This is a genomic window from Janthinobacterium sp. MP5059B (assembly GCF_001758645.1).
In the GTDB taxonomy this organism is placed as follows: Bacteria; Pseudomonadota; Gammaproteobacteria; order Burkholderiales; family Burkholderiaceae_D; genus Janthinobacterium; species Janthinobacterium lividum.
In genome coordinates this window covers 700,722-723,685 of the sequence record NZ_LRHX01000006.1, presented here as the reverse complement: position 1 = coordinate 723,685, position 22,964 = coordinate 700,722, and the positions used below count along the sequence as shown (strand labels likewise).

The window sequence follows — 22,964 nt, the reverse complement described above, 5'->3', positions numbered from 1 at the left end:
GCAGCGAAGCATGCAATGGCAAAAAAGTGTACCCTTTCAAGCTGCATTTTCTGGCCTAAGGAAATCCTCCCCCATGCAACCTCGTACTTTTCTAGTCACTGGCGCGACCCGCGGCATCGGTTATGCCATCAGCACCTTGCTGCATCAGCAAGGCCATCGGGTCGTCGGCATCGCGCGGCACATCGAAGACATGGACTTTCCGGGCACGCTGGTGGCCTGCGATCTGTCCGATCTGGCGCAGACGGCGGATGTTCTCAAGACGCTTGAACAACAGTTTGATATCGATGGCATCGTGAACAATGCAGGCATTGCCTCGCCCCAGCCACTGGGCCAAATCGACTTTGCCACGTTGCAGAACGTCTTCGATCTGAACGTGCGCGCCGCCATCCAGGTGACGCAGCAATTCGTGGAGGCGATGAAGCAGCGCCGGTATGGCCGGATAGTCAATATCTGCAGCCGTGCCATCCACGGCAGTGTGAACCGCACGGCCTATTCCGCCGCCAAAAGCGCCCTGGTCGGCTGCACGAGAACCTGGGCCCTGGAATTGGCCGAACACGGCGTGACGGTCAATGCGGTCGCGCCAGGCCCCGTGGAAACGGAACTGTTCCGCAAGACCCGTCCCGTCGGCAGCGAGATGGAACGCCAGATTCTTGGAACAATCCCGATGCGGCGGCTGGGACAGCCCCATGAAATTGCCGCCGCCGTCGGCTTCCTGCTATCGGAACAAGCCAGTTACGTGACAGGTCAGGTGCTGGCGGTGGATGGGGGCGGCAGCTTGGGTGGCCGCGCCTGACAAGTCAGCACCAGCAGCAAGGCCAGCGCCAGCATGGCGGCCGCGCTCCCCAGGGCCACCGTCACGCGGTGCGCCAGCAGGGGCACGCCTGCCAGCTGGCCCGCGCCCAGGCCGGCCACGGCCACCAGCGCCGCCAGCCCCAGCGAACTGCCCAGCTGGTGCGCCACGTTGACGATGCCCGAGGCGGCGCCCGCATCCCGCGCCGGCACGCCAGCCACGCCGGCCGCCGTCAGGGGGCTCAAGGCCATGCCCTGCCCCGCGCCGATCAGCACCATGGGCAAGGCCACCCCCAGCCAGTAAGCCGTGCCCGCATCGACGCGGCTCAGCCATGCCATGCCCAGCAGGGTCAATCCCAGTCCCATGGCCAGCAGGCGCGCATTGCCCAGGCGGCGCGTCAAACGCGGCACGCACAGGGCGACGCCGAAGTTGACCAGGGTCATGGGCAGAAAAGCCAGGCCAGTCAATGATGGCGAATAACCAAGCACCACTTGCAGGAATTGCGTGGTGAAAAAGAAAAACCCGATCATGGCGCCCAGGAACAGCACCCTGGCTCCGTACGCCGCATTGCGCTGCGCATCGGCAAACAGGCGCAGCGGCAGGATCGCTTGCGCGGCGCGCCGTTCGATCAGGATGAAAGCGGCCAGCAGCAGCACACCCGCCGCCAAGGCACCCTGCGTCAAGGCATCGCCCCAGCCGGCGCCGGCCGAGCGGATCAAGCCGTACACGAGGGCCAACATGGCGAGGGTGGAGCTGGCCGCGCCGGCCACGTCAAAGCGGCCCCGGGTGGTTTCACTTTCGGCGATATAGCGGCGCGCGGCCACCAGCATGGCGGCGCCAATCGGCAGATTGATGAAGAAACCGACCCGCCACGACAGCCATTCGGCCAGCACGCCGCCCAGCACCAGCCCCACACTGGCGGCGATCCCCGCCACGGCGCTGTACAGGGCGATGGCCCGCGTGCGTTCGCGTCCCTCCGCAAACGTGGTTTGCAGCAAGGCCAGGGTCGACGGCGCCAGGATGGCCGCGCCCACGCCCTGGATGGCGCGCGCGGCAATCATCATGGCCGGCGACTGCGCCAGACCGATGGCCAGCGACGCCAGCGTGAACAGCGCCAGGCCCAGCTGCAACAGGCGGCGCCGGCCATACGCATCGCCGGCGCGCGCGGCCAGCAGCAGCAAGCCGCCAAACGTCAAGGTGTAGGCGCTTTGCACCCAGGCCAGGCCCGTATCCGTAAAGCCCAGTTCCTGGTGAATTTTCGGCAAGCCCGTCAGCACGATGGACGTGTCGAGCACGATCATCACATAGCTGACGAGGATGATGGCAAGGATGGCCGCCTTGTGCGGCGCGGCGGGGATAGCGGGAGCGGAAACATTTTTCATGCCACCACTGTAAAGCGTATGCATTACCGTGAATAGATGCTAAAGTCCGCATGAACTTATTAGCGCAACTAATGAATTGGAAAGACATCCGCCCTGGCACAAACCAACTTCAACGACATCCTCGCCTTCGTGGCCGTGGCCCGCGAAGGCAGTTTCACCCGCGCGGCAGCCAAGCTGGGCGTGTCGCAGTCGGCCTTGAGCCAGACCGTGCGCGCGCTGGAAGAACGGCTCGACTTGCGCCTGCTGGTGCGCACCACGCGCAGCGTCTCGCCCACGGAAGCGGGCGAACAGCTGCTGCGCACGGTGGCGCCCCGCTTCGACGAGATCGAGGCGGAACTGGCCCTGCTCAGCGAGCGGCGCGACAAACCGGCCGGCAACATCCGCATCAGCGCGGGAGAACACTCGGCGCTGACGGTGCTGCAGCCGGCCATCGCCCGTTTGCTGCCGGACTATCCCGATATCAACATCGAAGTCGTTGTCGACAACGGCATGACCGACATCGTGGCCGCGCGCTGCGACGCGGGCGTGCGCCTGGGCGAGCAAGTGGCCAAGGACATGATCGCCATGCCCATCGGTCCCGATTTCCGCATGGCCATCGTCGCTTCGCCCGCGTATTTCAGCCGCCATGCGCCGCCCGCCACGCCGCAGGACTTAATGGCGCACAACTGCATCAACATGCGCCTGCCCACCCTGGGCGGCCTGTTTGCCTGGGAGTTTGCCAAGCATGGGCAGGAACTAAAGGTACGGGTGGAAGGACAGATGATCTACAACAACATGGCCATGCGCCTGCATTCGGCGCTCGATGGACTGGGCGTGGCTTGCATGGCCGAAGACGTGGTGCTGCCTTACGTGGCCGATGGCCGCCTGGTCCGCGTGCTGGACGACTGGTGCCCCACATACGCGGGCTACAAGCTGTATTACCCGAGCCGGCGCCACCCTTCTCCCGCGTTTACCTTGCTGCTCGACACCTTGCGCTATCCCCGGGTTTGAGCCAGCGCAATCCCGCACCGGGCATGCGCAGTCACCAAACGAACACGCGTTTACCGTGCGGCTGCGCAGGACTATAGTGGCTGCTTTCCCACCTGTTCAAGGATCGCCATGAAACTCTTTTACTCGCCGGGCGCCTGCTCGCAGGCACCGCACATCATCCTGCGCGAAACGGGCACGCCGTTCACCCTGGTCAAGGTCGACCTGGGCCAGCACAAGACGCAGGAAGGCGGCAATTACTACGAACTCAACCCGAAAGGCCAGGTGCCACTGCTGGCGCTCGACGATGGCACGACCTTGAGCGAAGGCCCCGTCATCGCCCAGTACGTCGCCGAACAGGCCGGCAGACAGGACCTGCTGCCGCCCGTGGGCAGTTTTGCCCGCTACAAGGTGCTGGAATGGCAGAACTACATCACGTCCGAGCTGCACAAATCGTTCAGCCCCCTGTTCGATCCCCGCATCGACGCCGCCACCAAGGCACTGTTCATCAAGCAACTGGGCAAGAAATACAAGTGGGTGGACAGCCGCCTGGAAGGCCAGGCTTACCTGACCGGCGACACGTTCACGGTCGCCGACGCCTACCTGTTCGTCATCACGGGCTGGGCGCCAGGCGTAGGCGTGGATTTGTCCGCGCTGGCGCAGGTACAAGCTTTCCTGGCGAGAGTGGGCCAGCGCGACAGCGTCAAGGCGGCGCAGGCAGCGGAAGCATAGACCCGGCCGTCTTAAAAGCAGTGTTGCGGGGCGGGGAAAGACCGCTCCTTGACGGCGCCGACATAGGCCGTGAAAGCGCCGCCGATGCTGGCCTGCCCCGTCATGAAGTCGCGCACGAAGCGCGCCTTCTTGCCGGGAAACACGTTGAGCATATCGTGCATGACGAGGATCTGGCCCGAGCAATCGGGCCCGGCGCCGATGCCGATAGTGGGAATGGCCAGCAGTGCCGACACTTCCCGGCCCAGCGTGGCAGGGATGGCTTCGAGCAGCAATAGCGCAGCGCCAGCCGCCTGCAGGGCCAGTGCGTCGGCTTTCAACGCCGCCGCGCCTTCCGCCGTCTTGCCCTGCACCTTGAAGCCGCCCAGCTGATGCACGGATTGCGGCGTCAAGCCCAAGTGGGCGAACACGGGTATGCCCCGCTCGGTCAGGAAACGCACCGTGTCGCACAGCCAGCTGCCGCCCTCCAGCTTGACCATATGTGCGCCCGCCTGCATCAACTGGACGGCGTTGGCATACGCCGCTTGCGGCGTGGCATAGCTGCCGAACGGCATGTCGGCCGCCAGCACGGCCGTACGGTTGCCGCGCGCAACGCTTGCCGTATGGTAAGCAATGTCGGCCACGCTGACAGGCAAGGTCGTGCTCTGCCCCTGCACCACATTCCCAAGCGAATCGCCGACCAGCAGCAGCTCCACGCCGCAAGCGTTCATCAGGCTGGCGAAACTGGCGTCATAACAAGTCAGTGCGGCAATCTTTTGCCCCGCATCGCGCATGGCCAGCAAGGCTGGCGCCGTCAACGGTTTACTGTGCAGCAAGTGTGCATTGTGGTCTGGCGCGGGCATGCTTTCTCATTTCATTAAGTTAAGTTTTTTCGGACTTGCCGTGCATCACCATGATGGTTTGCTGCATCAGCGCGCACAAGGTTTCCTTGCCATCGCGCACGGCGAACACTTCGGCTTGCGTGACGATCAAGGTGCGCCCAGGGCGCACCACCTTGCCGCGCGCGATCAGTTTCTCGCCGTCGGCGGGCGCCAGCAGGTTCATCTTGTATTCCACCGTCAGCACGGATGCGCCGTCAGCCACCATGGTCATGGCCGCGTAGCCAGCGGCCGAGTCCGCGATCATGCCCACCACGCCGCCATGCACGAAGCCATGCTGCTGCTCGATGCCGCTCCAATGCGGCACATGGATTTCCGTGCTGCCATGCGCCACCACGGGCAGGCTGGCCTGGATCAAGGTCATGGCGTTTTGCAAATCAAAACTGGCGCGAACTTTGTCGGCGAATTGCGGATCGGGAAGTCGGGTCATGGCGGACTGCTTTCTCAAGTGAACAGGGAAAAATGACTACGGCTCCACTCTACCCTGCTTCTGACGCGCTGCGAACAACAGCGTCAGCGGGCCGCTTGCACTGACCAGCACGATGCCAGCCAGCACCAGCGCCGCGCCGAGGAGAAAAGCCATCGACACATGCTCGTCCAGCAACATGGCGCCCAGCAGCACGCCGAACAGCGGCGTCAGGAAGGAAAAAATGCCCAGGCGCGATGCCAGGTAGCGGCGCAGCAAATGAAACCACGCCAGCAGGCTGGCAAACGAGACGATCACGGACTGGAACACCAGGTTGCCGATCACCAAGGGCGTGGCCGCGAAGTCCAGCTGGCCGAGCAACGCTGCCGCGCCCAGCAACAGCACGCAGCCCGCCGTCAACTGGTACAGCACCACCTGCGTGGCAGGCACGTGCGCCAGGCGTGAACAGCGCACCACCAGGGTCGTCGCGCCCCAGGCCGCGCCAGCGGCCAGGCACAGCAGGTCGCCCAGCAAGCCGCGCGGGTTGACCGGCGCGCCCGCTGGCGCGGTGCCGGGCAAAAAGGCGACGACGATTCCGGCAAACGCCAGCGCTACGCCAGCCCATTGCAGCGGGGTAAGGCGCTCCGACGCCAGCCTGAAATGCAGGCCCAGCGCCACAAACAGCGGACCCGTGTAGAGAAACACCACGGCATGCGCGGCGCTCGTATATTGCAATCCAGCTCCCAGCAGCACGTATTCGAGCGCGAACAGGCTGCCGGCCAGCAAGCCCGGGCGCCAGGCGGCGCGCGCTTGCGCCAGGTTTTCGCGGCGCGCCAGCATCAGCAGGCCCACCAGCATGGCCGCCAGGCCCGAACGCAGCGCGATCTGCAGTACGGGCGCCATGTCATGCGCGGCCGCCTTGATACCCACCTGCTGCAAACTCCATACGAGGCACAGCAGGGTCATGACGACCACTGCCTGCCCATCCATTGCCTTGCGCGTTTCCACAGTATTCCTTCAGATAGTCGGCAGCAGGTAGTATGGCGGGTGCAGCTTTTCTTGATATAGTGAGAAACCGACAGCACCTCGCGCAATACAGCCACCCGCAAACATTTTCATGTCCGCTACCAAACACTTGCTGACCGCGCCCTACAGCGGCGCCCTGCCCGCTCCCATCTGCTTTCGCAGCGCAGCCATGCCCGCTGCGGCCATGTATCCCAGCCACAGCCATTCCTGGGGCGAATTCGTCTATGCGCTTGGTGGCGTGGTGGAGGTGCTGGTGGCAGGAAAACACTATTTGGTGCCGCCCCAGTACGGCATCTGGCTGCCGCCGCGCGTGGCGCATACGGGACAAAACCGCCATCCCGCCTTCCACAGTTCGCTGTATGTAAGCGAAGAACTGTGCCGGGCGCTGCCTCCCGCGCCCTGCGCGCTGGCCGTCACGCCCTTCGTGCGCGCCATGCACGAGCACTTGCGCGCCCACCCGCCCGGCTTGCCGCAGACTATCCATGAAGAGCGCCTCTTGCAGGTCTTGCTGGACCAGCTGGCGCGCGCCACGCCCGTGGGCAGTTACTTGCCCAGCTCGGATGACCCCATGCTGGGCAAGGTACTGGCCATGCTCGACAGCAACCCCGGCGACCACCGCCCGCTGGCAGCTCTGGCACAGGCCGTCAACACCACCGAGCGCACCCTGATGCGCCGCTGCCAGCGCGACCTGGGCATGAGCTTTGCCCAATGGCGCGCGCGGCTGCGCGTCATCAAGGCCATGGCCATGCTGGAAGCGGGCCAGACAGTCGAAAGCATCGCGTTCGACCTGGCGTATGCCAGCTCCTCGGCCTTCATCACCATGTTCCGCAAGGTGACGGGAGAGACGCCGGACGAGTACCGGCGGCGCAGCACCTAGCCGAACTCGTCCTTCCCCCGCAAGCGTGCCCGCTGTGCGAAAATGCCCGCCTCTGCCATTGCCGGATTCCGCCCATGCCGCACGCTGTCCTCGCTACCCTTGCCACCCTTTCCGGGCGCGATGCGCGCCGCATCGCGCGCCATGCGCCGGCGGCCGACGCCGCCCGCTTCCTGCATCCGGCCCAGCAAGCCTTGCTGCACCGGCGCGGCTGGCTGACGATGCTGGCGCCGCGCAGCGCGGGCGGCGCCGAGCTGCCCTTGCCGCAAGTGGTGCGTCTGGAAGAAGCCGTGGCGGCCGTCGATGGCAGCATGGGCTGGGTGCTGACCCTGTGCGCGGGCGCCGGCTGGTTCGCCGGCTTTCTGGCGCCCGACATGGCGCGCGCCATCATCGGCACGCCCCGGGTCTGCCTGGGCGGCAGCGGCGCGGCCACCGGTGATGCGGAAGAGGAAGGCGACGGCTACCGCATCTCGGGCAGCTGGGACTACGCCAGCGGCGCGCCGATGGCCACCCACTTCACCCTGAACGCCCGGCTGCAGCGCGATGGCCAGCCCCTGCTCGATGCGGATGGCAAGCCGCGCATCCGCGCCTTCCTCGTGCCCGCCGCGCTGGTGCAACTGGTGCCCTCGTGGAACAGCATCGGCATGCGCGCCAGCGCCTCGCACAGCTACCGCATCGACGGCCAGTGGCTCAGCAAGGAACATGGCTTTACGATCAGTCCCGACACCGCGACGGCCGACGGCCCCCTGTACCGCTACCCGTTTTACTCGCTGGCCTACGTGACCCTGGCCGCCAACGTGGCCGGCATGGCCGCGCATTTCATGCAACTGGCAGAGGAATGCATGCGCCACCGCCGCCATGCGCGCGCCGGCTTGCCGCTGCTGGACGTGCCGGAAGTAGCCGCATTCCTGCTAGGCAAGCAAGACGCCTGCGCTGCCGCCCGCGCCCGTTTTTATGCCGTGCTGGATGACAGCTGGGCAACGGTTGCCGCCGGCGCGGCGCTCGACGCGGACGCCATGCAGGCCGTGCAAGACCGTTCGCTGGATGTGGTCGCCGTGTGCCGCGCCGCCGTCGATGGTCTGTACCCCTATTGCGGCCTGTACGCGGCCCGCGAAGACAGCGCCATCAACCGCGTGTGGCGCGATTTCCATACGGCCAGCCAGCATGCGTTGCTGCTGCCCTAGTTTGTTGCCACGCGCACCATCGAGCCGGCTGTCGGCCTTTGCTTTTCCCGGGTCTAGAAAGCGGGGCCATCCGTAACGCCCGCGAGAAAGACATCAAGGCGTCCGGCTTTTTTTGCCAGCGGCGCCTTGATCGCAGCCGCGATGTGTTGATAATGTTTTTTGACGGTATCAACCTCATACACCGTGCCCTGCAGTTTATTGTCGAGACGATACCCCTCGGCATCTGCAACAACCTTGAAGCAGACCTGATCCACTGTGGCGCCCGACTCTTTTTCATCCCAGCATGCAAGACCCATCAATGGCGCCAGATAGCTGCCCCGCTTGACATCAAAGAATAGCGGATGGCGCAGTCCGTTCACGAAATTGGACTCGTCGAAACGGCGCCTTGCATAATTCGCTCTGGCAAACCCCTTGTCGCGCGCCTTACCCAATAACGCTTCCCTTAAATAGATAAGGGCCGCGTCAATCTGATGCGGAGCCTCGTCGCCAATTTTTATGCGCAAATAGATGCCATCATTCTGTTTTGTATTATTAAGCACCACGTAATTGGCGTCATCATCAAAAATATCGATGCCAGCACCGCGGAAATAAGGCGTGATGACGCCTGTGCCCAGCAGCAGCGCCAGGTCGTCAGTGGCCTCGTCCGTCTCCAGCATGAATGCCCAGCGGGTGTCCGCCTCCGCCACATCAGAATAATTTTCGATGCGGGAACAGTTCCTTGCCCGGTGGTATGTATGATAGTAACGCTTGACGAGCTCCAGGGCATCCACCCGCACACTCACGGCAAGCACACTATAAATCTCGAAGATGCGACACGTCTCAACCAGACCGTCGATGAAATCCAGATTCGCCAGCAATAAGTCCAATACTTCTCTCGCTGATTCCTCATGCAGCGCCGTGAAGGCCGCCAGCTGCGGCATCTGCATTGCATCCTCAAATGGCATCAACGCCCCTTCCCGCAAGGCCGCTCGTCCATTCCTCGTATTCAGCACGTGCATGATATCGAGCAAGGCAAAGTGCCTGTCACGTTGGTTTGACAATAGGCGCCACATACTTGGTCGCACGTCGATCGCCGCCATGACGCTGTTCCGCAAGTTCCTCAGCTCCTGGAATTGCTGCCCGTGCCGCGACTGAAAGCGGCGTATCGCGCACTGATGCACAAGAATTTGATCCGCCTGTATGCGCCCTGGAAATAATTCTTTTTTTGCAATCATATTTACTATCAGTCTTTGCTCGCCATGTCAAGGTACGTAATTCTAGCATTATGCGGGTCCAGTTTCCGATGCCAGGGCCGCTACACTTTGCTCGGTAGTCCACCGTCTCAACGCCAACGCCATAAGGAGGCAAATATGTTAGATACACTGATCGATTCACTGCGCAGTCCCCTGGGAACGGCACGCTTGCTCGAAGGCTTCAGCACGCTCAACCGGGCAGATAAAGCCGGCGTCTCTCCGCAGCAGATGCGCGCTGTCTTTTCCGACCTGAAAGGCCATTCGGATGAGCAGATCCGCGGCTTCGTCGGCATAGGCCAAAAGCTGGTCTCCGGCGAGGCGCGCTTCGCCGGCACGGCGCTCACCCCAAGCAGTGACACGGCCGAGCCCGCGCCAAAGCCGCGCTAGCAGCTTCGCCATCGTGCACTGCTGCCCGGCGGGCAGCCCTGACTATCTGGGGTAGCTGTCATCCGCCACCTGCTCCAGCCACGTCACCGCCGTGCCATCTTGCGCCTCCGCAATCGCAACATGCCGCATGGCGGACGTGGCCGTGGCGCCATGCCAGTGCTTGACGCCGGGCGGTATCCACGCCACGTCACCGACCGCCAGCGCCTGCAGCGGGCCCTGCCAGTGCTGCACCCAGCCACTGCCTTGCGTGACGATCAGGGTCTGACCCAATGGATGCGTATGCCAGGCCGTGCGGGCGCCGGGCGCAAAGGTGACGATGCCGCCGCCCACGCGGGCCGGAGACGGCCGCTGGAACATGGCGTCGACTTCGACCGTGCCCGTGAAATAGGCGGCGTCGCCCGTAATGGTGGGCATGGCGGCGGCGCGCGTGACGGTGACGGCGGCGCGTGTGGCAGCGGCCTCGGCAGACGCGGAGGCAGAGACGGCCCCGGCGGGCAGGCAAAGCGGCAAGAGTGCCGCGGCGTATCGATGCATGGGTGTTTTCCTTTCTTGCCGGTAAGATCGGCTCCCAGAATGGGCGTGCCGCCGGGCAGCCGGCTTCGCCTGTCCTGGCAATCCAAGCTTAACAGCGCTGGCCCGCGCTGATTAGCGGCACAAAGCCACTAGGGCCTATAAGCTGGGCTGATGAATGGACCGATGCGCGGCCGATGCGCAACTTGTTTCGCAGGAAAGGCAGGCGGACGCCATGCAGGCCGCATTGCCTGATAATATGCAGACATTGCTACTTCTCGCTCCCCTATCCATGCACGTCAACACGCTCAGCAGCCTGGCGCAACTTTTGGCCAGCGCCGAAACGGAAACCCTGGCCTTTCCCACCAGCATCAATACGGCACTGCTCCTGCAAAAGGAACTGGCCAACCCGGATTGCCACTCGGCCGACATCAGCCGGCTGCTGCTGTGCGAACCGACCTTGTCGGCGCGCGCTGTGGCGCTGGCCAATTCGGCCCTGTTCTCGCCCGGCCATACGCCCGCCATCACCAGCGTGCGCGCCGCCGTCGAGCGGCTGGGACACCGCAACCTGTATTCGCTGGCGACGGCGGCCGTCATCCGCCAGCTGAACGCGGGCATCCGCGACGAAGCCTTGCGCGCCCGCGCCACCCAGCTGTGGGCGCACACCGTGCACGTGGCGGCGCTGGCGCATGGACTGGCCAGCGCCGTCACGCATACGGATGCCGATACGGCGCTGTTTGCCGGCATCGTGCATGAAGTGGCCGGCTTTTATTTGCTGGCCCAGGCCGACAAGACCCCGGGCCTGTACGCCCACTTGGAAACGCAGATGGCGTCCGCCCTGGAAGTGATAGGCCGCTCGCTGATGCGCCAGCTGGGCGTGCCGCAGCCGGTGGCCGATGCCGTCAATGCCTTGCCAGGCTCGACCATCATGCTGCCGCCCGAGGGCTTGCGCGACACCCTGCTGCTGGCCAAGGCGCTGGCCCCCGTCCCTTCGCCGCTGCCGCAGGCCGGCATCACCGTCAGCGCGCAGCTGCAAGCCTACCTGGAACACGATCCCGTGCTGCAGGCGCTGCGCACGCAGCCTTCGGCCGAAGCAAAGGGCCTGATCGAGGTACTGCTCAGCTGATGGCCGATCTGCTATGATGGCGCGGGCCGGGATGGACCCGGTCCGCTTTCATTGATGTCCACTGGAAAACTGCCTTGACTACCTCCACCTTACGCATGCTCGGCCTGGCCGCAGCTCTGACCATGGCGTGCAACGCCAACGCCGACAGCTTCGTTTCCTCGGCCTCCAGCGCCGGCTCCCAGTCGAGCGGCAGCATTTCCGACTCGCTCAACGGTTCGAGCAACAGCTCCTCGCGCGACAACAAGGTGGCCAATGGCCCCTACCGCATCATCGACGTGGCCGCCGTGCCGGGCCGCGACGGCATGACGCGCCTGACCATGCAGGCCGACGCCACGGCAACGCCGCTGGTGCTGGACTTGCCACAAGCGGCGCTCGACAAGCAGCAGCTGGCGCAGGGCGACGTGGTGCATGCGCAAAACCGCGCCTACGGCATCGAATTCTCGCGCAACGACACGCGCGCCGCCTTCTTCCTCGTGCTGGCCGACGACTGGTACGGCGAAATGGCCACGCGTCCCGTCAGCCTTTGATTCGTTTTCTCCCGCGCCGCCCGGCACTGCTGCTGGGCGTTTGCGCCATCTTCAGCATGGGCGCCGCCCAGGCGGGCACCTCGCTCGCCTCCTCGCGTTTTTGCGACCGCGCACAGGAGCTCACGGCCACGGAACAGGATCGCCTGTTGCGCTTTGCCGCCGTCGTGCGCGAGGAACTGGCCGCCAGCGAAGGCAGCGTGGCCCTGATCAGCCGCTCCGGCCTGGACCTGGCCCGCTTCGGCATCCGCTATTCGCATGCGGCACTGGCCTGGCGCCACGACAACGACAGCGGCTGGTCCGCGCGCCAGCTGTACTACGCCTGCGACGAGGGCCGCCCACGCATCTTCGACCAGGGCACGGCCGGTTTCGCCATGGGCACGGAAAACCCGGCGCTGGGCTACATCTCGCTCGTGAAACTGCCGGCCGAAACCGTGCCGCCCCTGCGCCGCGCCCTGCTCGACCCCGTGCGCGTGCAGCAGTTGCTGGCAGGCCGCTACAGCGCCAATGCATATGCCTTCAGCCTGAAATACCAGAATTGCAATCAGTGGGTGGTGGAATTGCTGGCCTCGGCCTGGGGTGAGCTGGCCGCCGGCAGCGACTTGCGCGCGCGCGCCCAGGACTGGCTGCGCGCCGCGCCCTATGTACCCGCCCCCGTCGACGTGGGTGCGCGCTGGCTGATGCTCGGTTCGATCTTCGTGCCGCTCGTGCACATGGATGACCACCCGCCGGAAGCCATCGGCACGATGCAGCTGGAAACGAGCCTGCCGGCCAGCCTGGAAGCGTTCGCGCGCCAGCGCCTGCCGGCCAGCGAGCGCGTGGAAATCTGCCACGATGGCAAGCAGGTGGTGGTGCACCGGGGCTGGGAACCGATCGCCGACGGCTGCGTGCCCGGCGCAAACGACCGGGTCATCGCCCTCGACGATACCTAGCGCAGCATTCCCCAGGCAGACTAAGCGGCCAGGGCCGCTTCGACGTGATCCAGCAGGCGCGCTGATTCGAGCCCCTGCCCCATCTGGCGGGCCACCTCGCCACACGCCAGCTTGACCTCGGGCGCGGCGAGCAGGCGCGCCAGCTGCCGCCGCATGCGCCCCGCCGACAGGCGCCTGGCCAGCAAGACATCCCCCACACCGAGCCGTTTGGCGCGCCAGCCATTATCGAACTGGTCGTACGCGAACGGCACGATCAGCTGCGGGATACCCGCGCGGAAGGCGTCCGCGCTGGTGCCGATGCCGCCATGGTGCACCACGGCCGCCACGCGCGGCAATAGCGCCGCAAACGGTGCGTGCGCCTGCCACATGACGCTGGCCGGCATGTGCTGCGGCAGTTGCGCCGCATGGGGCGTGAGGAACAGGCCGCGCCGCCCCAGCCGCCGCAAGACTGCGAGGGCGATGCTGAAATAGCGCTGCGCGTGCTGGTGCCCGGTACCGGGCGTAAACACGATGGGCGGCTCGCCCTCGCCCAGAAAACGTTCCAGCTCCGGTGGCAGCGCTGCAGCGCCATGCGTGGCGGCGCCGGCGAAATCGGCTTGCGCGAAATGCGGCGGCCAGTCCGCCTGCGGGGCGGCGAACCACGCGGGAAACAAGCCGAGCGACGCGTCCGGCGCGGCCAGCATATGTGCAAAAAAATGCGCTTCCGGTGGCAAGCCGTGCTGCGCGCGCGCTCCGTTCAGGCCAGGCAGCATCACCGGATCGATCATGCCGCGGTGGATCATGCGCCACAAGGCCTGGCGCCAGGCCAGCGGCACCCAGGCGGGAATGCGCAAGGAGCCGGCCGTCAGGAAATCATGGCTGCTGCACAGGTTCGATGGCGCCAGATACGCCGCGACGATGCGCAGGTCCGGCCGCACGGAGCGCGCCAGGGCCGCCATCGGCACGAGGATGGGATGGCACAGCACCACGCAAGCCTCATCGGCCGGCAAGCCTTGCACGACGTCGCGCACGGCGCCCAGGTGCGGCACGAGGCCATTCCACACCGCGCCCCAGCCCTTGCGCTCATCCCACAGGCCTGGGTCGCCCAGCATGGCCTGGCCCTCTGCCGCGCTGCCGAAGGTGCGATATGGCAGCCGCGAGGCTTGCGCGGCCGCTTCCTGCCAGCCCGGCACCAGCAGCAGCACGCGCCGGCCCCGTTGCTGCAAACCCTGCGCCAGTGCGATAAACGGCTGCATGTCGCCGCCGGTGCCGCTGCTGGCGACGATGACGAGCGGCGCGGTGGTGGCCTGATCCGCCAGCGGGTCAGCGCGGGGCAGCATCGAGCGCCTCGCCGATCGCATAGAAGCGCCCGCCGGCGATGTAGTGCAGGCTGCGCCAGGATGGATCGGCCTGTTCGAAATGCCAGTGCCCGTCGCGGAACACGCGCGTGTCGGCCCAGGCGCCCACCACTTCGCCGATGAACAGGTCATACGCCGTCTGGTTGTGCGGTTCGGGGATCAAACGGCAGGCCAGCCAGGCGGAACAGCCGGCCACGAACGGCACATCAACGCCGTCCAAGTGAAACAGCTGCACGCCAGCGCGCGCCAGCTTATCGGGCTGCGCATCGAGGCTGTGCGTGCCGACGGCGTGGGTCAGTTGCAACTGCGCCGCCGTCGGCACCTGGATGACAAACGTGCCGCTGCCTTCGACCAGCGCGCGCGTGCGCGTTGCCTTGTCCAGCACCACGGTCAGTTTCGGCGGCGCGAAATCGAGGGCGCAGGCCCAGGCGGCGGCCATCACGTTATCGATGCCGGCGTGGCGGGCCGAAACGAGGATGGACGGACCGTGATTGAGCAGGCGGTAGGCTTTTTCCAGCGGCACCGGGGCGATATGGTGGTCAGCGGCTTCCATCAACGCCCCCGGCGCGCGGCAGCGGCAAAACCATATCCCATTGATCGAGGCCGGGTCCGATGCCATCCGGCGTCACCTTCACGGCCACGAAGCCGAAGCGCGCATAAAAACCCTGCGTGTACTGGCTGGTATTCATGGTCACACTGGTCAGCTGCGGCATGGCGCTGATCGCATCGAGGCGCGCCTGCGTCAGTGCCTGGCCCAGCCCCTGGCCGTGCAGATCCTGCGCCACCATGCCCCAGGACAGGCTGGCAGTCATGCCATCCGCCTCGATGGCGTGGCCGCCGCAGGCGACGATGCGCACGTCACCATCGATGACGCGCTCGATGACAAGATAGGGCTGCGCCGCTGCATCGATCCAGGCGGCAAAGCGAACGCGCTCCGAAGGGTCGAAAAAGCGCGGCGTATTGCCGTCGAAGAGGGCCAGGCAGGCGTCGCGGTCGCTGGCCTGGTAAACACGTACTGTCTGCATTGTCTGTACTCGCAAGTAGATGAACGAGAATTATACGGGCGCGCGTTCACAAAAGGTGCTCGGACGTCACCATGTGCACGCCCGGGGCGGCGGCAATCGCCGCTTCCAGCAAGGCGCTGGCGATGCGCGGCGCCGGATTGATGCGCCAGCGGCGCGGCAGCACGGGAGCCAGCACGCGCAGGATGCGCAAGGCGGCGCCCTCGCCCGCCCGCGCTTCATCGCGTTCGCCGCCGATCAGGCCCGGCCGCACGTGCGTGAGCGATCTGAAACCCAGTGCTTCCAGGTCGCGTTCCAGCTCGCCCTTGACGCGGTTATAGAAGAAACGCGAGGCCGCGTTGGCGCCGGCGGCGGAATTGAGCGCATACGTGGGCGTGCCGGCCGCCAGCGCCAGCCGCGCCGCGGCCAGCGGATAGCCATGATCGACCCGCCGGAAGGCCTGCCGCGTGCCCGCCACCTTCATGGTCGTGCCCAGGGTGCAGATGACGGCGTCGGCCTGCCACCAGGGCGCATCCGCCGGCAAGCGGTCGAAATCGGCAAGGGGCGCGTCCAGCTTGGGATGCGCCGGCAAGGCTTTGCGCACGGGCGCGACGATGGCCGTGACGCGCGCGTCACTCAGCGCCAGGCGCAGCACTTCGCGGCCCACCAGGCCCGTGGCGCCTATCAGTATCAGTTTCATTGCTTCTCCCCGCATGCTGGACGCCACACGATACAGCATCGGGCGCCCAGCCAGTGCATCAGGCGCCCGCGTGCGTGTGATAGATCTTGCTGACGATGGTCCACTCGCCCTGCACCTTGAGCAAATTGAAAAAGTCGGTAAAGCGGAAACCCGAGATATCGTCCGTATCGACGCGCGCGCTGGCCGCGGTGCCCACGATGTCGACGCGTACGATGGCCGCCTTCGCCTGCGGCGATGGCCGGAAGGCGCTGTCGATGATTTCGAACAGGCCTTCGATGGGCCCGCCCGTCAGTTTATCGCCGCCATCGACGCCGAAAATGGTGGCCTGGCTGCTGAAAGCCGGGCGCATGATGCTGCTGTCGGCCTGCGCGCCGCCCGCATTGTATTGATTCAGCACGGCGACAATCGCCTGGTAATCCTGCACATACGTAGGGTTGTTCATGTTGCGCTCCTTGGGTGGGTGAAGAGAAATCAGAACTGGCTGGCGGGCCAGTCGGTGTAGCCATTGGCGCCACCGCCGTAATACGCCTCGCGCGGCGCCATGGCCAGCGCCACGCCATGGCGCAGTCGCGCCACCAGATCCGGGTTGGCGATGAAGGGACGGCCAAACGCCACCGCATCGACCTTGCCTTGCGCGCGGCGCGCCTGCGCCAGCGGCAGGTCATAGTGGTTGTTACCGATGTAGGGGCCGTTGAACAGCGCCCGCAGCGCATCGAGGTCGACGCCATCGGGCACATCGCGCGAGGTGGCCGTGGCGCCCTCGACGAAGTGCAGGTACGCCAGTCCATGCCTGTTCAACCGTTCGATCAGATAGCCATAGGTGGCCATCACGTCGCTGTCGATCGGCGTGTTGCCCGCGTCGGGCGTGACGGGAGACAGGCGGATGCCGACCCGCGCCGCGCCGCACACGTTCACCACGGCGTGCGTCACTTCGAGCGTCAGCCGCGCGCGGTTTTCGATGCTGCCGCCATAAGCGTCCGTGCGCCGGTTGGTCGAGTCGCGCAAGAACTGGTCGAGCAGGTAGCTGTTGGCCGAATGCACTTCGACGCCATCGAAACCGGCGCGCAGCGCGCATGCGGCCGCATGCGCATACTGCGCGACGATGCCGGCGATTTCCCCCGTTGCCAGCGCGCGCGGCATGGACACGGGCTGCATGCCGCTGGCCGTGTAGGTGCTGCCCTCGGCCCGGATGGCGGATGGCGCGACGGGCGCGGCGCCATCGGGCTGCAGGCTGGCATGCGAAAACCGTCCCACATGCCACAGCTGGCAAACGATCTTGCCGCCGGCCGCATGCACGGCATCGGTGACCAGCTTCCAGCCGGCCACCTGCTCGTCCGTCCATATCCCCGGGGTCAGGGCATAGCCGCGGCCCTGGGCCGAAATATTCGTCGCTTCGCTGATGATCAGGCCGGCGCTGGCGCGCTGGGCGTAATACTCGGCGTGCAAGGCGTTCGGCACGCCATCGTCGCCCATGCGGCTGCGCGTGAGCGGCGCCATGACGATGCGGTTGGCCAATGCCAGCGCGCCAAGATCGACCGGGGAAAATAAATCGCTTTCATGCTGTTCGGTCATCGTATTGCTTTCATGTTAAGTCAGAAAAAACCGGAAATAACTGACCGGTCGTCTAGTTAATGGTCAAAAAAACGGCTAAGACAGCAGCCGTTGCGTGGTCGCCATGGCAGCGTCGAACGGTCCGCCGCTCCTGGCCACCTTGACCATCAGGGACGCGCCCAGCCACAACTGGTAAAGGGATTCGGCCAGCACGCGCGCCGGCATTGCCGCCGCCAAGGAACCGTCGAGATGGCCCGCTTCCACGCACTGCGTCAGGCGATCCAGGATGGCGCCCGTGCCCTGCTGCAGCACGGCGCCCATGTCCACGGACAAGTCGCACACTTCAGCGCCCAGCTTGACCACCAGACACTTGCCTTCCGGCGCGCTGCTGGCCTGCGTCGCGCGCCAGTAGTCAAAATAGGCCAGCAGCCGCTCGCGGGCATTGCCAGGCCCCGCCAGCAAGGCGTCGACCGTCTGTAGATAGGTGGTGAAATAGTCATCGAGCAAGGCTTGGCCAAACTCTTCCTTCGACTTGAAGTAATAGTAGAAGGAACCCTTCGGCACGCCGGCCGCCGCCACCAGTTCGGCCAGGCCCACGGCCGTATAGCCCTTCTCGGCCATCAAAGCCTTGGCGATGTCGATCAGGTGCTGGCGCATGTCGGCGGAAGATTTTTTGCTCATGCAGCCAGTATAGCAAAAAATCTGACCGGTCGTCTAGTTAACTATCTTCCCCTCTGACATCACCCCAGGCGCAACGCCAGCGCGGCCAGGGTCACCAGCAGCACGGGCACGGTCAGCACGATGCCGACGCGGAAATAGTATCCCCAGGAAATGTGGATGTTCTTGCTGTCGAGCACATGCAACCACAGCAAGGTGGCCAGGCTGCCGATGGGCGTGATCTTCGGACCCAGGTCGCTGCCGATGACGTTCGCGTAGATCATCGCCTCGCGCACGGCCCCCTGCGCCGTCGTCGGGTCGATGGCCAGCGCGCCGACGAGCACCGTCGGCAGATTGTTCATCACGGACGACAGCAAGGCCGTCAGCACGCCCGTGCCCATGGCCGCGCCCCACACGCCGTACTGCGCAAAGTGGTTCAGCATGTCCGTCAGGTAAGCCGTCAAACCCGCATTGCGCAAGCCGTACACGACCAGGTACATGCCCAGCGAAAAAACGACGATGTGCCACGGCGCATGGCGCAGCACGTGGCGCGTGGAAATCACGTGGCCCTTGCCGGCCACGCCCAGCAACAGCGCGGCGCCCACGGCGGCGATCAGGCTGATGGGCACGCCCAGGTGTTCTTGCGAGAAGAATCCCACCAGCAGCAGCGCCAGCACCAGCCAGCCGGCGCGGAAGGTGCCCAGGTCGCGGATGGCGGCGTCCGGGCGCTTCAGTTGCGCCACTGCATAGTCGCGGGGAATATCCCGGTGGAAAAAGAGCAGCAAGGCCCCCAGGGTGGCGGCCACGGCGACGACGTTGACGGGCACCATCACGGATGCATATTCGGCAAAGCCGATCTTGAAGAAATCGGCCGAGACGATGTTCACCAGGTTCGACACCACCAGCGGCAGGCTGGCCGTGTCGGCGATGAAGCCGGCCGCCATCACGTAGGCCAGCGTGGCCTTGGCGGAAAACTTCAGCGCCCGCAGCATGGCGATGACGATGGGCGTCAGGATCAGCGCGGCGCCGTCATTGGCGAACACGGCGGAAACGAGCGCGCCCAGCAAGACCAGCAGCACGAACAGTTTTCGTCCGCTGCCGCCGCCCCAGCGCGCCACGTGCAGCGCGGCCCATTCGAAGAAGCCGGCCGCGTCCAGCAGCAGGCTGATGATGATCACGGCGATGAAGGTGCCGGTCGCGTTCCACACGATATGCCAGACGACGGGGATGTCGCCCCAGTGGATCACGCCGGCCAGCAAGGCGACACAGGCGCCGATGACAGCGCTCCAGCCGATGCCCAGCCCGCGCGGCTGCCAGATGACGAGGGTTAATGTAGCAAGAAAGATCAGGAAAGCGGTCAGCATGCGGTGAGGTCCCGTTCGATGCGGCGTCGCGGGCACCGTGCGCCGCAGCCTGCGTATGTCAACAATATTTCCATAATACTGGAATTATTGAATCAAAGCAAAGCTGCGGCGCATTTTCTTACTTGAGCGCGATGGCGATATCCACCAGTCCCACCGTGCCGTTGCCGATGACGGACGCCGCCGGCGTGGCCGCGCCGCCGCTCAGCACCGCCGCGCCTGTCGCCAGATCGATGCGGTACAGGGAACTGGGGCCCGTGGCGGCAGTGCGCAGGGCCGCCAGCGCCAGGCCGTTGGCGCCGCCCGCGATATCGAAGCCCACGTCGCCCGCCACAGCCACGCCCAGCAGCCCCACATTCACGAGGGTACCGTCATTCGGCGGATTTTGCAGGGCGAGACTGGCGCTGGCCGTGTCGATATCGAACAGCATGGTGGCCGTCGTGCCGGCAAAGCTGTTGGTGTAGGCCGCCGCCGTCACGGCCGGCGTCGCGCCCGCGCGGTTGACGGCGCCATCGGTGGTGGTGGCGCCCGTATCGACATTGATGCGCAAGCTTTGCCCCGTGTTGCCGATCACGCGCAGGCGGTCGGCGACGGGATTGAAGTCCACGCCAAAGGCCGTGCCCGCAATGGCCGTGTAGGGCGCGGTGGCGTCCGCCGCATCGGCGGCCAGCGTCGCCTTGACCGTGGCCGCGCCAGTGGCCGGATCGATGGTGACGATGCGCCCCGCCGAGGAAATCCCGTACAGCAGGCCATCCTTGGGACGGATGTCAAAACCCAGCAGGTGTTCGCCCGCAGCCAGGCCCGTGACGGCCACATTGGCGTCCAGGGTGTTCGGCGTGGCCGTCTTGAAGGTCACGATGCGGGCGTCGTCCGTCAAGCCATAGACGATGGGCGCGGCCGGCGCGTTCAAGGCGATGCCGCGCAGGTCTTCCGTCACGCCGATGGCCGCCACCAGGGTCGCCGGCGCAGCAGCCGCCGCCAGGTTCAGGGTGTACAGGTTGCGCACGCCGGCCACCGTCATGACGGCGTAGCCCGTATTCGTGCGTGCATCGATGTCGAAACCGGCCACGCCGGTCGCCGCCACGCCCAGCGGCACGGCACTGGCCAGGGTGCCTTTGTTGGGCGGATTTTGCGTGTACAGGGTGGCGTTGGCAGCGTCGATGACAAATAAAGTGGTACTGGCCGTGCCGGCGAAGCTGTTGGTATAGGCGGCGGCCGTGATGGCGGTGCTGGCCACGCCGCCGTTGATGCTGCCATCCGTCGTGGTCGCGCCCGTATCGACATTGATGCGCAGGCTTTGCCCCGTATTGCTGACGATGCGCAAGCGGTCGGCGGCGGGGTTGAAATCGACGCCGAATTCCGTGCCGGCCAGCGCCGTATAGGGCGCCGTCGCGTCGCCCGCATCGGCCGCCAGGGTGGCTTTCACGGTGGCGGCGCCCGTCACGCCATTCAGGGTATAGATGCGCCCCGTGCTGCCGACGCCATACAGCTGGCCATCGGCGGGACGGACATCGATGCCCAGCAGGTTTTCGCCGGCCTGCAAGCCCGTCACGGTGGCCGTGGTGCGGATGGTGGCTGGCGTGGCGCGGTCGAACGACAGCAGCTTGTTGCTGGCGGTGAGCACGAAGACATCGCCGGCCACCACCACGGGCAGCGGTGGCGTGACGACGACATCATCATGGTCATCGCCGCCGCAAGCGGCGAGCGACATGGCGACGGCGGAAACAAGCAGCAGCTTGGCAAATGGCAAGGTCGGTAATATCGGCATGATCGTGGCCCCTGAAAGAGTGGAAGTGCCGCTCGTGCCGCCGTTGCGGTGAGCGCACCCCTGTACTACGCGCCGTGCCGGCGTTTGGATGCAGTGGCACAAAAAAAGTTATTTCGGCTCGATTTTTGGTTGTGTTTAGGCAACTTTTTCGGTGTATAGTCTTGGGCAGGAAAATCAACAACATGGAGCGGACCGTGGCAATCGTGTATCAGACAACAAAGTTGGAGGAAGCGCAGCTGAGCGTGGCACTGGTGGAACGCAGCCAGGCTGACCTGCTGGTGCGCCGCGTGGACAGCATCGGCCAGGCGCAAGGCGACGCCCTGTGGTACATCACCCATGACCGCCAGAGCGCCACCGTCATCGTGCGCTTCACGTCACCGAATACGGCGCAGGTAAAAGTCTGTCTTGTCGACGACGATGGCGAGGAGGGTTGGCAAGGGCGACGCCCGCGCAATATCCACCTGTAGCGCATGAAGGCCCGTGTACACTGACTTGAAGGAAGCATCGCCATGGATTTGATCTTGCTGGAACCCGGCAACCCGGAACTCGTGTTCGGCAAGATGCCGGACGGTGGCAGCGCCGGCATCGACGCCATCTGGCGCGATGCCGGCGCCCTGCAGGACTTGGGCCCGTGCATCGAGCTGGTCTCGCTGCACCAGGGTATGAAACAGCAAATGACGACGGACGTCAGCAATTCGGCGCGCACGTCAGGGCGGCCCGTGATCACGGAATTTACCTGCGTCAAATATGTCGACCAGACGTCCATCAAGCTGTATGAACTGTGCCTGCGCGCCGAGCCACTGGGCAGGGGTGCGGCCCAGCCGACCAGGCTGTACATCGCCCGTTATTCGAGCGGCAAGACGGCCAACATCATCACCATTGCCCTGCGCGACGCCATGATCAGCGAAATCCAGCTGCAAACCCATCCCGACGACATGCCCACCGAGCAGTTCAAGCTGAGCTTTACGGAAATACTCTGGAGCCACAGCGTGCAGCAGGCGGATGGCCAGCCCGGCACCCAGCACACGACAGGCTGGAGCCTGGCGCGCAACCGCCCGATCGGGGCGTTTACAGCGTAACAGACGGGATAAACGCATGAACGACGCTGCAAATTCGCCTGACATCGCCGGCATCAGGAACGCCGGCCTGGTGCTGCTCCACCCGTTCCTGCCGGCAATGTTCCAGCGGCTGGACTTGCTCGCCACTGGCGGCGATGGCAGGCCGCAGCTGCGCGGCGAACACGGCGCGCACGCCGTTCACTTGCTGCAATACCTGGTCGATGGCAGGAGCGATGCACCGGAGCAGCAATTGCTGCTGAACAAGCTGCTGTGCGGCCTGGAACCGGACTTCCCTGCTCCACCCGTCGACCTCGGAGAAGAAGAAAGGGCCCTGTGCGAACAAGTGCTGGCCGCCGTGATGCGCCATTGGCCAGCGGTGGGACAAACCTCGCCCGAGGGATTGCGCCAGGTCTTTCTGCAGCGCGAAGGCCGACTGCAAAAAGGCGACGGGAAATGCACGCTGGCTGTCGCGCGCAATCCCTTCGATGTACTGCTGAGCCGCTTGCCGTGGAACCTGGCTGCCATCCGGCACCCGTGGATGCCGCAACCGCTGTTGATCGACTGGCCCGGCGCGTAGCCTGGCAA

General features: G+C 65.3%; 27 protein-coding genes. 12 read left to right on the top strand and 15 right to left on the bottom strand.

The window, feature by feature from the left end:
- Positions 1-73 precede the first annotated feature (73 nt).
- Positions 74-793, top strand: coding sequence for an SDR family oxidoreductase (locus JAB1_RS07935; RefSeq protein ID WP_070279396.1), 720 nt, complete (start codon positions 74-76; stop codon positions 791-793).
- Here the strand turns inward: JAB1_RS07935 and JAB1_RS07930 are convergent.
- Positions 745-2,172: an MFS transporter gene (locus JAB1_RS07930; RefSeq protein ID WP_070279395.1), complete on the bottom strand. Its 1,428-nt coding sequence runs from the start codon at positions 2,170-2,172 to the stop codon at positions 745-747. The two genes, JAB1_RS07935 and JAB1_RS07930, sit on opposite strands and share 49 nt — an antisense overlap.
- 93 nt (positions 2,173-2,265) lie before the next feature.
- Between JAB1_RS07930 and JAB1_RS07925 the strand changes: the two genes are divergently transcribed.
- Positions 2,266-3,162 carry a LysR family transcriptional regulator gene (locus JAB1_RS07925; protein WP_070256453.1) on the top strand — a complete coding sequence of 299 codons (897 nt, stop codon included), beginning with the start codon at positions 2,266-2,268 and terminating at the stop codon, positions 3,160-3,162.
- Positions 3,163-3,270: 108 nt separating this feature from the next.
- Positions 3,271-3,870: a glutathione transferase GstA gene (gene gstA / locus JAB1_RS07920; RefSeq protein ID WP_070279394.1), complete on the top strand. Its 600-nt coding sequence runs from the start codon at positions 3,271-3,273 to the stop codon at positions 3,868-3,870.
- An 11-nt stretch (positions 3,871-3,881) separates the two neighbouring features.
- Here gstA and panB read toward each other — a convergent pair whose 3' ends face one another.
- From panB to JAB1_RS07905, 3 genes are read right to left on the bottom strand one after another with little or no spacing between them, the layout of a single operon-like run.
- On the bottom strand, positions 3,882-4,709 hold the full coding sequence (gene panB, locus JAB1_RS07915; protein ID WP_070279393.1) for a 3-methyl-2-oxobutanoate hydroxymethyltransferase: 828 nt from the start codon (positions 4,707-4,709) through the stop codon (positions 3,882-3,884).
- 19 nt (positions 4,710-4,728) lie between these two features.
- Positions 4,729-5,175, bottom strand: coding sequence for a PaaI family thioesterase (locus JAB1_RS07910; protein WP_070256458.1), 447 nt, complete (start codon positions 5,173-5,175; stop codon positions 4,729-4,731).
- A 36-nt stretch (positions 5,176-5,211) separates the two neighbouring features.
- Positions 5,212-6,159 carry a DMT family transporter gene (locus tag JAB1_RS07905; protein WP_070279392.1) on the bottom strand — a complete coding sequence of 316 codons (948 nt, stop codon included), beginning with the start codon at positions 6,157-6,159 and terminating at the stop codon, positions 5,212-5,214.
- Between the two features lie 109 nt (positions 6,160-6,268).
- Here JAB1_RS07905 and JAB1_RS07900 point away from each other — a divergent pair, with 109 nt between their 5' ends.
- Together JAB1_RS07900 and JAB1_RS07895 are read left to right on the top strand one after the other, a co-directional pair.
- Entirely contained in the window at positions 6,269-7,054 is a 786-nt protein-coding gene (locus JAB1_RS07900) for a helix-turn-helix transcriptional regulator (protein WP_070279391.1), read from the top strand.
- Between the two features lie 74 nt (positions 7,055-7,128).
- Positions 7,129-8,235 carry an acyl-CoA dehydrogenase gene (locus JAB1_RS07895; protein ID WP_070279390.1) on the top strand — a complete coding sequence of 369 codons (1,107 nt, stop codon included), beginning with the start codon at positions 7,129-7,131 and terminating at the stop codon, positions 8,233-8,235.
- A 53-nt stretch (positions 8,236-8,288) separates the two neighbouring features.
- On the opposite strand, the gene JAB1_RS07890 is transcribed toward JAB1_RS07895, so the two are convergent.
- Positions 8,289-9,314 (bottom strand): hypothetical protein, encoded by a 1,026-nt coding sequence (locus JAB1_RS07890; RefSeq protein WP_139144475.1) that lies wholly within the window; start codon positions 9,312-9,314, stop codon positions 8,289-8,291.
- A 270-nt stretch (positions 9,315-9,584) separates the two neighbouring features.
- Here JAB1_RS07890 and JAB1_RS07885 point away from each other — a divergent pair, with 270 nt between their 5' ends.
- Entirely contained in the window at positions 9,585-9,854 is a 270-nt protein-coding gene (locus JAB1_RS07885) for a hypothetical protein (RefSeq protein ID WP_070279388.1), read from the top strand.
- A gap of 42 nt (positions 9,855-9,896) precedes the next feature.
- Here the strand turns inward: JAB1_RS07885 and JAB1_RS07880 are convergent, their stop codons facing one another.
- Positions 9,897-10,388, bottom strand: coding sequence for a cupin domain-containing protein (locus JAB1_RS07880; protein ID WP_070279387.1), 492 nt, complete (start codon positions 10,386-10,388; stop codon positions 9,897-9,899).
- A gap of 268 nt (positions 10,389-10,656) precedes the next feature.
- Between JAB1_RS07880 and JAB1_RS07875 the strand changes: the two genes are divergently transcribed.
- The 3 genes from JAB1_RS07875 (at position 10,657) to JAB1_RS07865 (ending at position 12,946) form a co-directional block, all read left to right on the top strand.
- On the top strand, positions 10,657-11,490 hold the full coding sequence (locus JAB1_RS07875; protein WP_083299608.1) for an HDOD domain-containing protein: 834 nt from the start codon (positions 10,657-10,659) through the stop codon (positions 11,488-11,490).
- 95 nt (positions 11,491-11,585) lie between these two features.
- A complete protein-coding gene (locus JAB1_RS07870; protein WP_034788152.1) occupies positions 11,586-12,017 on the top strand; it encodes a hypothetical protein in 432 nt (143 codons plus the stop codon).
- Between the two features lie 56 nt (positions 12,018-12,073).
- A complete protein-coding gene (locus JAB1_RS07865; protein WP_070279839.1) occupies positions 12,074-12,946 on the top strand; it encodes a DUF2145 domain-containing protein in 873 nt (290 codons plus the stop codon).
- Between the two features lie 20 nt (positions 12,947-12,966).
- On the opposite strand, the gene JAB1_RS07860 is transcribed toward JAB1_RS07865, so the two are convergent.
- From JAB1_RS07860 to JAB1_RS07820, 9 genes are all read right to left on the bottom strand, one after another.
- Positions 12,967-14,265, bottom strand: a complete 1,299-nt coding sequence (locus tag JAB1_RS07860) for a nucleotide disphospho-sugar-binding domain-containing protein (RefSeq protein ID WP_070279386.1) — start codon at positions 14,263-14,265, stop codon at positions 12,967-12,969.
- On the bottom strand, positions 14,249-14,836 hold the full coding sequence (locus tag JAB1_RS07855) for a flavin reductase family protein (protein ID WP_070279385.1): 588 nt from the start codon (positions 14,834-14,836) through the stop codon (positions 14,249-14,251). The genes JAB1_RS07860 and JAB1_RS07855 overlap by 17 nt, the downstream gene beginning before the upstream one ends.
- Positions 14,823-15,308 (bottom strand): GNAT family N-acetyltransferase, encoded by a 486-nt coding sequence (locus JAB1_RS07850; protein ID WP_070279384.1) that lies wholly within the window; start codon positions 15,306-15,308, stop codon positions 14,823-14,825. The genes JAB1_RS07855 and JAB1_RS07850 overlap by 14 nt, the downstream gene beginning before the upstream one ends.
- Positions 15,309-15,354: 46 nt before the next feature.
- A complete protein-coding gene (locus JAB1_RS07845) occupies positions 15,355-15,984 on the bottom strand; it encodes an NAD-dependent dehydratase (RefSeq protein WP_070279383.1) in 630 nt (209 codons plus the stop codon).
- 58 nt (positions 15,985-16,042) lie between these two features.
- Positions 16,043-16,426 (bottom strand): nuclear transport factor 2 family protein, encoded by a 384-nt coding sequence (locus JAB1_RS07840; protein ID WP_034788139.1) that lies wholly within the window; start codon positions 16,424-16,426, stop codon positions 16,043-16,045.
- Positions 16,427-16,455: 29 nt separating this feature from the next.
- On the bottom strand, positions 16,456-17,556 hold the full coding sequence (locus tag JAB1_RS07835; protein ID WP_070279382.1) for an alkene reductase: 1,101 nt from the start codon (positions 17,554-17,556) through the stop codon (positions 16,456-16,458).
- A gap of 75 nt (positions 17,557-17,631) precedes the next feature.
- Positions 17,632-18,216 (bottom strand): TetR/AcrR family transcriptional regulator, encoded by a 585-nt coding sequence (locus tag JAB1_RS07830; protein ID WP_034788134.1) that lies wholly within the window; start codon positions 18,214-18,216, stop codon positions 17,632-17,634.
- A gap of 59 nt (positions 18,217-18,275) precedes the next feature.
- The gene (locus JAB1_RS07825) at positions 18,276-19,556 is read right to left on the bottom strand and encodes an arsenic transporter (RefSeq protein WP_070279381.1); all 1,281 of its coding nucleotides are present in this window, start codon (positions 19,554-19,556) and stop codon (positions 18,276-18,278) included.
- A gap of 118 nt (positions 19,557-19,674) precedes the next feature.
- A complete protein-coding gene (locus JAB1_RS07820) occupies positions 19,675-21,321 on the bottom strand; it encodes a DUF4394 domain-containing protein (RefSeq protein ID WP_070279380.1) in 1,647 nt (548 codons plus the stop codon).
- Between the two features lie 194 nt (positions 21,322-21,515).
- On the opposite strand from JAB1_RS07820, the gene JAB1_RS07815 reads away from it, so the two are divergent.
- The 3 genes from JAB1_RS07815 to JAB1_RS07805 are packed head-to-tail and all read left to right on the top strand — an operon-like array spanning position 21,516 to position 22,956.
- Positions 21,516-21,788 carry a DUF6150 family protein gene (locus JAB1_RS07815; RefSeq protein ID WP_070256573.1) on the top strand — a complete coding sequence of 91 codons (273 nt, stop codon included), beginning with the start codon at positions 21,516-21,518 and terminating at the stop codon, positions 21,786-21,788.
- 42 nt (positions 21,789-21,830) lie between these two features.
- A complete protein-coding gene (locus tag JAB1_RS07810; RefSeq protein WP_034788125.1) occupies positions 21,831-22,400 on the top strand; it encodes a type VI secretion system tube protein Hcp in 570 nt (189 codons plus the stop codon).
- A gap of 16 nt (positions 22,401-22,416) precedes the next feature.
- Complete coding sequence (locus JAB1_RS07805; RefSeq protein WP_034788123.1) at positions 22,417-22,956, top strand: contractile injection system tape measure protein; 540 nt, start codon at positions 22,417-22,419, stop codon at positions 22,954-22,956.
- Positions 22,957-22,964: the final 8 nt, after the last annotated feature.

Bases quoted from the DNA above. Each gene is read 5' to 3' on its own strand.
- JAB1_RS07935 (WP_070279396.1), top strand. From the start codon at position 74: ATGCAACCTCGTACTTTTCTAGTCACTGGCGCGACCCGCGGCATCGGT.
- JAB1_RS07930 (WP_070279395.1), bottom strand. From the start codon at position 2,172: ATGAAAAATGTTTCCGCTCCCGCTATCCCCGCCGCGCCGCACAAGGCG.
- gstA (WP_070279394.1), top strand. From the start codon at position 3,271: ATGAAACTCTTTTACTCGCCGGGCGCCTGCTCGCAGGCACCGCACATC.
- panB (WP_070279393.1), bottom strand. From the start codon at position 4,709: ATGCCCGCGCCAGACCACAATGCACACTTGCTGCACAGTAAACCGTTG.
- JAB1_RS07910 (WP_070256458.1), bottom strand. From the start codon at position 5,175: ATGACCCGACTTCCCGATCCGCAATTCGCCGACAAAGTTCGCGCCAGT.
- JAB1_RS07900 (WP_070279391.1), top strand. From the start codon at position 6,269: ATGTCCGCTACCAAACACTTGCTGACCGCGCCCTACAGCGGCGCCCTG.
- JAB1_RS07895 (WP_070279390.1), top strand. From the start codon at position 7,129: ATGCCGCACGCTGTCCTCGCTACCCTTGCCACCCTTTCCGGGCGCGAT.
- JAB1_RS07890 (WP_139144475.1), bottom strand. From the start codon at position 9,314: ATGGCGGCGATCGACGTGCGACCAAGTATGTGGCGCCTATTGTCAAAC.
- JAB1_RS07885 (WP_070279388.1), top strand. From the start codon at position 9,585: ATGTTAGATACACTGATCGATTCACTGCGCAGTCCCCTGGGAACGGCA.
- JAB1_RS07880 (WP_070279387.1), bottom strand. From the start codon at position 10,388: ATGCATCGATACGCCGCGGCACTCTTGCCGCTTTGCCTGCCCGCCGGG.
- JAB1_RS07875 (WP_083299608.1), top strand. From the start codon at position 10,657: ATGCACGTCAACACGCTCAGCAGCCTGGCGCAACTTTTGGCCAGCGCC.
- JAB1_RS07870 (WP_034788152.1), top strand. From the start codon at position 11,586: ATGCTCGGCCTGGCCGCAGCTCTGACCATGGCGTGCAACGCCAACGCC.
- JAB1_RS07865 (WP_070279839.1), top strand. From the start codon at position 12,074: ATGGGCGCCGCCCAGGCGGGCACCTCGCTCGCCTCCTCGCGTTTTTGC.
- JAB1_RS07860 (WP_070279386.1), bottom strand. From the start codon at position 14,265: ATGCTGCCCCGCGCTGACCCGCTGGCGGATCAGGCCACCACCGCGCCG.
- JAB1_RS07855 (WP_070279385.1), bottom strand. From the start codon at position 14,836: ATGGAAGCCGCTGACCACCATATCGCCCCGGTGCCGCTGGAAAAAGCC.
- JAB1_RS07850 (WP_070279384.1), bottom strand. From the start codon at position 15,308: ATGCAGACAGTACGTGTTTACCAGGCCAGCGACCGCGACGCCTGCCTG.
- JAB1_RS07845 (WP_070279383.1), bottom strand. From the start codon at position 15,984: ATGAAACTGATACTGATAGGCGCCACGGGCCTGGTGGGCCGCGAAGTG.
- JAB1_RS07840 (WP_034788139.1), bottom strand. From the start codon at position 16,426: ATGAACAACCCTACGTATGTGCAGGATTACCAGGCGATTGTCGCCGTG.
- JAB1_RS07835 (WP_070279382.1), bottom strand. From the start codon at position 17,556: ATGACCGAACAGCATGAAAGCGATTTATTTTCCCCGGTCGATCTTGGC.
- JAB1_RS07830 (WP_034788134.1), bottom strand. From the start codon at position 18,216: ATGAGCAAAAAATCTTCCGCCGACATGCGCCAGCACCTGATCGACATC.
- JAB1_RS07825 (WP_070279381.1), bottom strand. From the start codon at position 19,556: ATGCTGACCGCTTTCCTGATCTTTCTTGCTACATTAACCCTCGTCATC.
- JAB1_RS07820 (WP_070279380.1), bottom strand. From the start codon at position 21,321: ATGCCGATATTACCGACCTTGCCATTTGCCAAGCTGCTGCTTGTTTCC.
- JAB1_RS07810 (WP_034788125.1), top strand. From the start codon at position 21,831: ATGGATTTGATCTTGCTGGAACCCGGCAACCCGGAACTCGTGTTCGGC.
- JAB1_RS07805 (WP_034788123.1), top strand. From the start codon at position 22,417: ATGAACGACGCTGCAAATTCGCCTGACATCGCCGGCATCAGGAACGCC.